The organism is Bacillus sp. FSL R9-9497 (assembly GCF_038005805.1).
GTDB lineage: Bacteria > Bacillota > Bacilli > Bacillales > Bacillaceae_G > Bacillus_A > Bacillus_A cereus.
On record NZ_JBBOTY010000004.1, the window covers coordinates 1 to 10,838 of the forward strand.

A 10,838-nucleotide genomic window follows, 5' to 3' on the forward strand; every position below is an offset into this window, starting at 1 on the left:
GTTTTTTTTGATAGATTTTAAATATGGAAATTATCAAGTATATTGTCTTTTTCTTCTTTATTAAATCCAATGTATTTTAGTGTGATTTGGGGTGTACTATGATTTAGAATTCCTTGCAACATAGCAATATCTTTTGTTTGTTTATAGAACCAATAGCCGAAGGTTTTGCGCATGGTGTGAGTCCCAATGGATTCTATACCGGCAAAATCTCCGGCTTTTTGCAATTGTCGATAAGCCTGGATCTTACTAATGGGTTGATCGCCTTTTCTGGAAGGGAATAACCAGGTACTTTCTAGTGTTTGGCCATAAGAGTATAATTCATCAAAAATAGAAGTAAGGTTAATCATGCGTTCTTTCTTCGTTTTTCCCTCTTTGATCTTAAATTCTTTTCTCTTTTTACGTTTTAAATTTATTATGGTTTGTGTTTCAATTTGGAGTAGATCGCTGACACGTAATCCAGTATGGATCCCAATAAGGAAGAGAATATAGTCTCGTTCGGAACAATGACGTTTCAGAGCCCATTTCATATCTTCGATCTGTTCTTTGCTACGGATGGGTTGTACATCAATAAGATGTGGCTTTTTATTCATGGATTTATGACCTCTTTATTTATAGTGTTTTGAATGTATACTTTTGTTATATAAATTGAGGATATCAGGTGATTTGGAGATAAGTCAATAATATAGGGTATTTGAATGTAAACTAATATACAAAAGTTTACATTGGAACTTTTTATTATTAGTTGTATAAAATAGTGTGAAATTAAAAGTGTATTAAGGTGAAAAAAGGTATTTTTTTCAGACAAAAAGCTTAGTTTTTACTAGGCTTTTTGTTTAATTTATTCATATTCCATTAAAGAAACTCCTTTCGGTTTAAAAAAACAATTAATTTATATATATAAATTAATTGTTTATAAGATTTCATGAGAATAAAAGATAAGTTACTAAGTTGCACAGAACTTTTATATAAATAAAAAAACCCTCATGTTATAATTGAAAGCGACCAAGCAAATCAATTAGAGAAGAGGGGTTTTTATTGTATATATTCATTTTTAATTACTATAAGAATCATAGCATAAAATGTTTCTCATCTCTAGTTGTAAATGTTAGAAAAGAGGAGAAACATTATGACGAAAATAGTCAATATAGGACATTCTGAAAAAAAATCACGAGTAAGAGAGAATAAAGTTGAAGATTTTTTAGAACAAGCTAATATAGGTTTGTCAGCTGAGCAGCAGCAAGTCTTACTACAGATTCTACATAGTACAACAGGTAACGATTATTTCATTGGTAAGAAGAAAAAACGAACTGATGGGGTGAAGTTCGTGCAAATGATAACAGAGAATATTGATTATTTATGTGAGATTGGTTATTTAACTCAACCAGAGAAAGCTTTTTTATTTGAGCTTTCAAGATTCTTAGAGTTTAAATCAAATGTTGTTGTTGAAAAGAATGATGAGGAAATTAAGCCGAATGCGGCTTCTCCAAGTTATTTAGCTAAAAAATTAGGAAAAACAAGAACTTCTATTTCTAAGATTATGAATGATTTACTTGTTAAAGGGATTTTAGGGGTTGCAGAAACTGGGATAACTACTGAAGATGGACGATCTTGTTCTTCTCGTACTTGGTTTGTTAACCCTAATATATTATGTAATGCACCAAAAGATGATATTGATAGAGCTACACAACAAATATTTGCAAAATCATTAAGAAACATTCAACTTGAAGGAAGCAAAAAAAAGCATAAATTGCCGATATATTTATTTTAAAAAAAGTGTAATTAACTATTGCACTTTTTTTTTTTTTTTTTTGTTAAAAAATAGGTGTTAAAAAAAATTAACACAGGTGTTAATTTTTTTTAACACCCCGAACACTTTAAACCCTTGATATTACTGGTTTTTTGTATTTTTCCTATCTCACTCTATATATAGGGCTAAAAGTTCCGCAAGGAACAGGTAGTATTTTTAAGCAAAGATCACTTAAAAATCTCCACCTTTGCTAGAAAAAAGTCGCCTCGTTAATCCTCGGCTAAAGTCGAAGACTTTTCTTTTTTCTAACATCCTTGCCAAACTTTTTTTGGCTCGTTTGCTTCCATCGCCAAGCCGATAAACTCAAAAGTGGGATGTAGGCATATCGGCTTGAGCTACTCATTATACGAGCCAAATCGCTTGATCTAACGTTCTATAATTCGTTCTTACTCTTTTTTTAGATACGCAATGCGTGGGGTCTCCCCACACCCCGGCCAACCTCTACCTCAAAAGTAGGGAGAAAACAAAAAGCACTTACGATAAGTAAGTGCTTACTGTGGGAGTGGTTTTTCTCGTTGAGATTCGTAGGAATCGTTGAAATTTAAACGTCTAAATAGATTTGTATTTCGGATTTTGATGTTTTTTGGATCAATCATAGATTGCCATGGTTGTAAGTTCTTTTTATTTTCTCTAAGTTTAGTAATTCTACTTATAACATTGTTTAATTCACGTTCATGATCTTGGTTCATCACAATAAAGGTAAAGCTTGTTATTACTGTTGGGAAACAAATCTTTAATAAAAATTCAATATGATAGATATCAGAGATTAGGTTATTAATTGTGATATAAGATGTTCCTGGTATCGGGATAATATTTGCTACGATTCGTAAAGATTCTCTTTGATCATTAATAAGTAATTTAAGAGAACAACGTGTAGTAAGGATTTTAAAGAGTTCATCGATAAATGTAATGAGTACGTGAAGTTGAGTATCGGGTGTCTCTTCATTGATGAACCACAATCCTCTATTTTCTTTTTTCGTCTTTATCAGAAAGTCGGTTACAAATTCCATATCAAGATTTTTAGGTATTTTGTTGTTTGGGAAGTATTCTCCAAAGTAACGTGTATCTTTTTCTTGTATTGGATGAATTGGGAAAAAAGGTTCTGTATGTAATAGATAATAATGCTCGTGAGAGCAAAGTAATGCGATTAATAATATTGGGTCTGTATATTGTTTATTTAATTCTAGATAGTCTTCCATACGAGTAAAATGGCGGAAGAGCACATTCTCTCCTGGTGCAATTGGTAGCACCTTTTTTTCTTGGCCAAAATAATAGTAAGCTCGATAAGATAAATAAATATATTCCGCACCATAAAAGGATTTAGAACCAATTAACAGTTTATCTTCTAACTCTTTTAATTTGGTGTAACCAAGTGTTCTAGACTTATTCTTTTTTCCTTTTTGGTAGCCAAATAGGTCCAAGAATTGTGATTTTAACATGTAGGGTTGATGATGAAGCATAAATGTAAATAGATTATGATAATGCTTCATGATGAATAAATGTAATTCATCACTTAATTTTCTCTTATGTGGATCTTCCTGAATGTCATGTAAGTTTAAAATATAGGGTGAATTCGTATTATCCATAATTTCATGTACTGTATAAAAAGTATGTGGAACAATAAATGTTGGTTGTGTTGCCATGTTCTTTCCTCCTATAGCTGTTCATATCCGGATAAAAATGTTTTTGCAAATTCTTGTTTTTGTTGGATATCGATCTCTTTGTAGTTACGTGTTGTTACCTCTATGGCAATGTAACCATTATGTGTCTCGCTATAGACGGCCCCATCGGGCGTTGGTTGGAATTTCCCTTGCGGATGGGACTCTACTATTCTTTTTTTAAAATCGTCGTATCTGGGGTCTTTCTGAGCCTCTGAATGCAATTGTTTTTCTGTTTTCCATGTTTCTCTTATTTCTTTCGGTAAAGAGATGTATTTTTCAGAGAGACGAATATCGTGTTTGGCGTTATTTATACCGGTTTTATATTGATATTCTTTTCCTTCTTTTTTAAACTTTTCTATTCCCTTTTCTCCTAAAACAATCTTACCTGTGCGTTCTTCTAAATATCCGCTGTGACAAAGTTTTTTTAGGCGATCTCCTTTGATGTTATATTCTCTTTCCATTTGTTCTCTGGTAGCTGTTCCAGTTTTCCAAAGCATATCCATGCCTTCGATTTCTTTTGTTTTGAGAATCCTTATATGTTTTCGTGGCGCGGCCATAGGGATACCTCCTGTCTTTGCTTTATCTTTGTATTTAATTATTTGGGATTTTATAGCGAAGCTATGGGTTTTCGCTATAATTCGTGTTTATATGTTTCGTTTTTTATTAAACAAACATTTTTAAACAAATGTTTGTTTAATTTCATTCAAAATGTGATGCGAAGCATGACATTTTGATCAAACAAATAAAAATGCCGGAAGGCAATTTTATTTGTCTTTTTCTAAGAAGCGGAAGCTGATCTAGAAAAAGAATCTGGACAGATGCGAAGCGTTCTGTCCAGGAAATCCCGCAGGGCAAAATCCGCCTGAAGACCATTCACTCGGCTTGCCGAGCTTGTTTTTGGTTCAAGCGTAGCGAGAATCAAAAATGAATGCGTCTGGCCGCAGGCATGGAAAAGCGTCAGCTTTTATCATGCCAAGGCAGGCGGATTTTGCCCTGCTTGAGTTTCGCCGGATTTATGACGGCGGGACGATTCGTGGGATGCTCTTGATCTTCCCGGTTTAAAGCCGTTAAGGCGATAAACCGGGCTCCCCGAAGGGGAGAATATGCACTTGATTTTATGTGATACCACATAAAATACGATTTAACTATATTATACAATATATTAATTTAGATATGAGAGATTTTGTAATAGGAATACATGGGAGAATAACTAGAGAAGGGTTGATCACTGAGTCCGTAACGTTTATGCCGCGAAAGTCACTTGACCATGAGGGGCACCCTCATGCAAACTCACCAGAGGTGGCCCCAGAAGGGCGGTTTTTGCCCGCTGGGGTTATCTTTGGGAGTTTGAGGGTGTAGAGGCTCGTGGTCAAGTGAACCGTGGAATAAAAAGTGTAGGACGGGACCCCAGAAAAGGGCAAAAACCAGGTGGGAATAGCATGATAAAACATTTTTACATCTTAAAATCACGTTATTATAAAGAAATTTGGTAGTCTTTAATTAGCCTTTAACTTAACCTCAAACTTAAGGGAGATGTATAAATGAACATCGGTAGACAAATACAATATTTTCGTAAACGGGATAACATGTCCCAAGAAAAGTTAGCAGAAAAAATTCATGTTTCCAGACAATCTATTTCTAACTGGGAAAATGAAAGGAACTATCCAGATATTCATAATTTACTAATGATGAGTATTCTTTTTAATGTCTCCCTGGATGATTTAGTTAAAGGAGATGTAAAGATCATGAAAGAAGAACTTCAAAAATCAACTTTCTTTAAGTGGAGTTATATCATGTTAGCATCAATGATTATACTTCCTATTTCTATTGCACCTGTATTTTACTTTTTTGGTTATTATGGTCTTATAATACCTTTTGTACTTACGATTTTGCTTATGTTTTCATCACTGAAAGTTGAAAACATAAAAAAAGAGCATAATTTAAAAACTTATCGTCAAATAATTGATTTTATAGAGGGAAAACCTATAAGTGAAGTAAAACCTAATATAAAAGACAAATTATTAAAAATAGGTTTGATGCTTGCAAGTGCTTTAATTAGTTATAGTTTGATTTATTTAGGATTGAGTGTATTTGGAAGATAACTTAGAAAACTATTAAAAGTCCTCCGGATTGTTTAACTGGAGGACTTTTGTGTTTACATAATTTTCGTTGTAGGAAGTGAATTTTCTCTATTTAAAAAGAGTTTATGGTTTAAAAACAAGAAGATTATTGGAATTTTATACTTTATTTTTTTTATATAAAAACATTAGAATTATTGAACTGATAAGAAAAGCAAGACATATTTGAAGGGGTTTTATCAATAAAATTTGTTCAGATACTAAGTTTACCCATTCTATTTTATTCATTTCATTGATAGATTCGAACAATAAAAAACAAATATTTATTATTAAAATAATTGTAAATGATACTACAAATTTAAAATGATTATTTAATGATAAAAATAGTCCATTTATAAGTATGCCAATTGCGAACAGTAGCATTGGAATCAATCCTTGTATTTCATTTGAAATCCCCCATGTTTGAGGTGTGGATCCATATCCTGTTCCTAAATACCTTGATGATGTATATATAAATCCAATTATATTACCAATTAATCCTACAATATGTATAATATATGATTGCATGAAAGCTAACTCCTTTATTTTAAGATTATAATGTTTGATACTTCTATTAAAAATATCAAAGTAAATACTAAATTTTATACTTAATTAAACATGAAGTAATAATTAAGTAAAGAGTTAATATAAGTCAGTTGTTTAAGATTTTTTTGTTGTTTTTTGTTTATGAGTAAGGAGAGGGTGTCTTTGTAAATAGTGAAAATAGAGATGGATGTTTATTCAAAACAGGTTAACATAACGTCTCATTATCGGTAGCAATTATTTTAGAAGAATCCTTGTCTATATAGGGATTCTTCTTTTTTTGTGTTGCTATCTTGTATACAGGATTTTATACATTGTTGATAGAGTGGGAATTTCAGGGATCCCCACTCTTCTTTTTTTGCATAAAATCTTGTATAAATAAAAAAGATTTTGATTTGGGTATCGAAATATAACGAGTATTCAATTTTAAAATTGATATATATTCCTAAGGTTGGGTCTGTAATACAAATTACCCATGTAAAGATTATGAGAGTTAAGAATTTGAAACAAGTGATACGTGAATTATTAGGAAAAAGGGTATATCATTGCTATAGCGAATATATTTTTGAGGTGAGACGCTATGAATACGTTATATAGTCCCGGCGAAGTGGCAGAGCAATTAGGTATCCAATCTAGTACATTACGTAAGTATGCTGATGTACTAGAAAAAGAGGGTTATACTTTCATAAAGAATGAACGTGGGCATAGGAAGTATAGAGAAAGTGATGTAATGGTGTTTCGTAAGGTTATCAACTTAAAGAACGACACAGACATGACATTAGAAAACGCTACAAAACAAATAGTATCATGGCATCAAGGCGTTGAGATATTGCCATTAGAGCGACACGAAATTGAGCGCTATGAAGAACCGGATTTCAACGCTACAACGCTACAGATGATGCTTCAAGATCAAAACGAGATTATTGAAAAGCAAAATGAATTACTACAAAAATTAAATAAGCGTTTAGTTGAACAAGATCATCGATTCGCACAAAGAGAATCAGAGTTATTGAGCGCTATACAAACGATACAGGAATCCCAAACGCTTATAGCGATGAATACTAGCGAAGACGTAGCGAAGAATCAAAGAAGCGATGAAATGCTTATGCAAACAATAAGGGAAGTCCAGGAAGTTAAGAAGATGATTGCAGCAAGTAAAGATAAGAAATGGTATGAGTTTTGGAAATGATTTTTTGAAATTTAATTAATTATCTCTTACGACTTCTAAAAAATATAGGAAAATGAATACAAAAGTAAAGCTTAGAGTTATATGAGAATTCTGAGCTTTTTGGGATACTACTGATAATTTGATTTTATGTGAACTAAATTTTAGGAAGAAGGAATTGAAAATGAATAAGAAATGTCCTAATTGTGGTTCTCGAGAAATCGGGCAAGATTCATTAAATGCCCAAACATGTTTAAGACTTAATAGTACGAATAACCTTTTTAATCAATTTTCAAGAGTGATTGCTGATGTTTGCACAGAGTGTGGTAACATTTTATCTATGAAAGCAGAACATCCAGAGTATTTTAAAGTAGATAAATAAAAATTATTTATAATACAGATTATGTGAATGAAAAATACCTTTAGAAGGAATATCTGAAGGTATTTTTTTATAGATTTTGAGATACATTGATTGCTGATAATATAATGTTATGTAAATAAAAGAAAGGGGGATTTTTTTAGGATTCCTCTTTCTTTTATAATGCATAAAATGTGAAAAATAATTGATTTACTTTAAAAATATTACTTTTTTTATTTTATCCGATTTGTACTTGTTGAGTTTGTAATACTTTCAAAGTAAGATCAAGAACAATTTTTTCACGTAATTTGTCAAATTCTTTCTCAGGATATTGATCATAATATTTATCTTGATACTTATCTTGATATCTATCTTGATTTCTGTCCTGATATTCATCATGTTTTGAATCATAATGAACATCATATGATGAATAATCAAGTTCATAAAATTCTGCACTAATTAATTCACAATATGGTTGTTCATTATAGAAAACATTATTTTCAAAGAAGTATTTGTCTAGACGAGGAACATCATTCTTTTTTGGATTAATGAAACGAGCTTTATTTTCCGAACCAAAAGCTATAATTGGGAAAGAAAGAAATTCATCAGCAGTCAAATCAGCAAAACCAGAGAATCGAACTTTTGCAATTCGATCATGAATTACGCCATTGCAGTATTTAGCAGCGTATTCAATATTTTTACGAATATAGCCTTCTACAAACAATTTTGCTCTTGTTACTTGAAAATATCCTGTTTCATTAATTGGTTCATATTCAACAGGTACTAGTTTACATTGTGTTAAAAATACATCTTTTAACACTCTTTTAATTTCCACTGCTGGTGGAGAAAGTGGAATTTCTGCTTCTACTACAATTTGAAGTGTTCTTTCTGCTAATACAACTGGAATTTTAATTCTTGGATTGGTTGTTAGAACAGGCGTTGCCTCTGTATCACTGAGTGGAATCCGCGATTCTGATTTAACCTTACAATCTTTATTTTTATTATTATTTTGTTTATATTCTTTTTCACTCAATTTAAAAAAGCCTCCTTTTAGTTTATGTTTTGAGTGTGTTTATACATTCTTTAACATGCTATGGAGTGTATTTATATGTGTGAGGGCATGTATAATAGTGATTTTCCTCATTTTTAAATAAAAACATAGATTATAGTAATAAAATCTATGTTTTTATTATTTGATTTTGTGTAGCATATATTTTTGTGGAAGTATTGTTAGACTCTTTTATATTAAAAAAATAGGTAGTACTAAATAAAATTCATTAGAACTATTTTGAATAGGAAAGCATATCTTATAGTGTGGAACAAGCATTGGACACTTGTTTTACACTCATAAATTTAGTCTCTTTGAAAGGAAAGGGAATCTATTAGTAGATCCCTTTTTTACATTAAATAGATTCAAAATGTTATTTATTCTTTTTTATAAGATTAATATACTTATTTTTTTGAAAGAAATAATATGAGTATATAAGTCTAGTTAATCACAGAAAAAATTAATATATATATATATATTAAAATAACTATATTTAGAATAAACAAAAAGATATTCATACTGAATATCTTTTTGTTTATTCTGTGAGTTGTTTGTCGGAGAGAACATATTTGCCATTCTCGATTTTATTTTATGAAATTATTTTTTAAAAGGTGTATGTAATTTGGGATTTTTTGATTTAACTATTTGAGCTATATTTTATTATGTTTTAAATATGAAATACATCTAGGATATTATCTTTTTCTTCTTTATTAATTTCAATGTATTTTAGTGTAATTCTTGGTGTACTGTGGTTGAGTATGTTTTGCAACATAGCAATATCTTTTGTTTGTTTATAGAACTAATAGCCGAAGGTTTTGTGCATTGTGTGGGTACCAATGGACTCTACGCTGGCAAAGTCTCCAGCTTTTTGCAATTGTAGATAAGGTTGGATCTTACTAATGGGTTTGTCTCTTTTTAGAGAAGGAAATATTGGGATAAGTTTCACTCACTTTTTTCATTTTATTTTATAGTTCCCTTTAGGAGAGCACTAACGGATATTGGTGTTTTTTTAGTAGGTTGGTTTGAAAAATAAGAAGTTTTCTTTGTTTTAAATTTGTACTTGTTGTATTTGTAAAACTTTTAAATTAAGGTTTAATACAATTATTTCACGAAAAGTATTAAATGGTTCCTTTAAGTTTGTTAAACAAGGGGAAAAGTCTAATCCAACAAGTTGAGTACTGACTAATTCGCAATATGGTTGTTTGTTATAATAAACTGTATCTCCGAAGGAACATTTTTCCAAATGTGGTAAATCACCGTTTTTAGGATTAATAAAATGAAATGTAGTATCTGAGGAAGAAGCTATTAAAGCTAAAGATAGAAAATCATCTTCTATTAGATCTGTGGAACCGGAAAATGGAACATTTACAATAGAATTATATATAATTCTATTGTATTCATCATATACATACTCAATACTTTTACGGATATACCCTTGTAAAAATAATTTAGCTTTTGTAACTAGGTTGTAATTTGTACCTGGTATTGGAGTAAATGCTAGAGGAACTAAATCACCTTGTGTCAAAAATACATTGTTTTTTAAGATACGCTTAATTTCAATTGCTGGAGGATCTAATGAAATATTAGATTCTACAACAATTTGAATTGTTCTTTCGGCTAATATAACTGGCATTTGTACAAGCGGTGTTTCTGTGGTAATAATGGGTGTTTCAACTTTATTATTTAATGGTGTTTGAGTTTGCCCTACTACCTGACATGATGTATTAATTGGACGTTGTTCACTCATGTTACTTAGACTCCTTTTTAAAATTACTTTAGATTTTTAAAACTGTTCAATGTCAATGTATTAATTTTTTTCATTTATGTTATTCGTATCAATTTATTTTTTTAATAATATATAAAAATAATTAAATTTAAAAAATGTGGAATAGGTCATGTATTTACTTTTATTCTTATATTCAATTTATAGGGATTATAAATACCGTTTTGTCTATTATGAGTACACCCTAATCATCCATCTATTAGCTACTGAAAACACTTTGTTCCAACTGTATGATTAGGATGTATGATAATAAGTTGAAAAAATAACAAGGAAATCCATGATTATAAGTATGATTGAAAATAAATGTATGACTAATACTCAAAATTACATGTATCTAGGCTGTACCCCTAGATGTC

Annotated in this window: 10 protein-coding genes and 1 pseudogene; 4 read left to right on the plus strand and 7 right to left on the minus strand. The window is 30.6% G+C overall.

Annotation, left to right across the window (positions count from 1 at the left end; translation table 11 throughout):
- Positions 1-17 precede the first annotated feature (17 nt).
- The gene (locus MKY21_RS31045; RefSeq protein ID WP_131252262.1) at positions 18-590 is read right to left on the minus strand and encodes a tyrosine-type recombinase/integrase; all 573 of its coding nucleotides are present in this window, start codon (positions 588-590) and stop codon (positions 18-20) included.
- 536 nt (positions 591-1,126) lie between these two features.
- Here MKY21_RS31045 and MKY21_RS31050 point away from each other — a divergent pair.
- A complete protein-coding gene (locus MKY21_RS31050; RefSeq protein WP_000161841.1) occupies positions 1,127-1,768 on the plus strand; it encodes a hypothetical protein in 642 nt (213 codons plus the stop codon).
- A 530-nt stretch (positions 1,769-2,298) separates the two neighbouring features.
- On the opposite strand, the gene MKY21_RS31055 is transcribed toward MKY21_RS31050, so the two are convergent.
- Positions 2,299-3,450: a hypothetical protein gene (locus MKY21_RS31055; protein ID WP_131252248.1), complete on the minus strand. Its 1,152-nt coding sequence runs from the start codon at positions 3,448-3,450 to the stop codon at positions 2,299-2,301.
- 11 nt (positions 3,451-3,461) lie between these two features.
- Positions 3,462-4,025 carry a hypothetical protein gene (locus tag MKY21_RS31060; protein WP_131252250.1) on the minus strand — a complete coding sequence of 188 codons (564 nt, stop codon included), beginning with the start codon at positions 4,023-4,025 and terminating at the stop codon, positions 3,462-3,464.
- Positions 4,026-5,009: 984 nt separating this feature from the next.
- On the opposite strand from MKY21_RS31060, the gene MKY21_RS31065 reads away from it, so the two are divergent.
- Positions 5,010-5,570, plus strand: a complete 561-nt coding sequence (locus MKY21_RS31065; protein ID WP_131252254.1) for a helix-turn-helix domain-containing protein — start codon at positions 5,010-5,012, stop codon at positions 5,568-5,570.
- Positions 5,571-5,705: 135 nt separating this feature from the next.
- Here MKY21_RS31065 and MKY21_RS31070 read toward each other — a convergent pair whose 3' ends face one another.
- Positions 5,706-6,113: a hypothetical protein gene (locus MKY21_RS31070; RefSeq protein WP_131252256.1), complete on the minus strand. Its 408-nt coding sequence runs from the start codon at positions 6,111-6,113 to the stop codon at positions 5,706-5,708.
- Positions 6,114-6,708: 595 nt separating this feature from the next.
- Here MKY21_RS31070 and MKY21_RS31075 point away from each other — a divergent pair.
- Both MKY21_RS31075 and MKY21_RS31080 read left to right on the plus strand, forming a co-directional pair.
- Positions 6,709-7,317: a DUF3967 domain-containing protein gene (locus tag MKY21_RS31075; RefSeq protein WP_341078775.1), complete on the plus strand. Its 609-nt coding sequence runs from the start codon at positions 6,709-6,711 to the stop codon at positions 7,315-7,317.
- A gap of 160 nt (positions 7,318-7,477) precedes the next feature.
- Positions 7,478-7,675, plus strand: coding sequence for a hypothetical protein (locus tag MKY21_RS31080; RefSeq protein ID WP_131252258.1), 198 nt, complete (start codon positions 7,478-7,480; stop codon positions 7,673-7,675).
- 214 nt (positions 7,676-7,889) lie between these two features.
- Here MKY21_RS31080 and MKY21_RS31085 read toward each other — a convergent pair whose 3' ends face one another.
- The 3 genes and pseudogenes from MKY21_RS31085 to MKY21_RS31095 all read right to left on the minus strand — a co-directional run bounded on the left by MKY21_RS31085 (position 7,890) and on the right by MKY21_RS31095 (position 10,446).
- Complete coding sequence (locus MKY21_RS31085) at positions 7,890-8,684, minus strand: CsxC family protein (protein WP_131252260.1); 795 nt, start codon at positions 8,682-8,684, stop codon at positions 7,890-7,892.
- A 682-nt stretch (positions 8,685-9,366) separates the two neighbouring features.
- Positions 9,367-9,630 (minus strand): annotated as a pseudogene (locus tag MKY21_RS31090) (tyrosine-type recombinase/integrase); the annotation flags it as partial.
- A gap of 117 nt (positions 9,631-9,747) precedes the next feature.
- Positions 9,748-10,446, minus strand: coding sequence for a CsxC family protein (locus MKY21_RS31095; RefSeq protein ID WP_089149792.1), 699 nt, complete (start codon positions 10,444-10,446; stop codon positions 9,748-9,750).
- Positions 10,447-10,838 lie beyond the last annotated feature (392 nt).

Bases quoted from the DNA above. Each gene is read 5' to 3' on its own strand.
- MKY21_RS31070 (WP_131252256.1), bottom strand. From the start codon at position 6,113: ATGCAATCATATATTATACATATTGTAGGATTAATTGGTAATATAATT.
- MKY21_RS31050 (WP_000161841.1), top strand. From the start codon at position 1,127: ATGACGAAAATAGTCAATATAGGACATTCTGAAAAAAAATCACGAGTA.
- MKY21_RS31065 (WP_131252254.1), top strand. From the start codon at position 5,010: ATGAACATCGGTAGACAAATACAATATTTTCGTAAACGGGATAACATG.
- MKY21_RS31095 (WP_089149792.1), bottom strand. From the start codon at position 10,446: ATGAGTGAACAACGTCCAATTAATACATCATGTCAGGTAGTAGGGCAA.
- MKY21_RS31075 (WP_341078775.1), top strand. From the start codon at position 6,709: ATGAATACGTTATATAGTCCCGGCGAAGTGGCAGAGCAATTAGGTATC.
- MKY21_RS31055 (WP_131252248.1), bottom strand. From the start codon at position 3,450: ATGGCAACACAACCAACATTTATTGTTCCACATACTTTTTATACAGTA.
- MKY21_RS31060 (WP_131252250.1), bottom strand. From the start codon at position 4,025: ATGGCCGCGCCACGAAAACATATAAGGATTCTCAAAACAAAAGAAATC.
- MKY21_RS31045 (WP_131252262.1), bottom strand. From the start codon at position 590: ATGAATAAAAAGCCACATCTTATTGATGTACAACCCATCCGTAGCAAA.
- MKY21_RS31080 (WP_131252258.1), top strand. From the start codon at position 7,478: ATGAATAAGAAATGTCCTAATTGTGGTTCTCGAGAAATCGGGCAAGAT.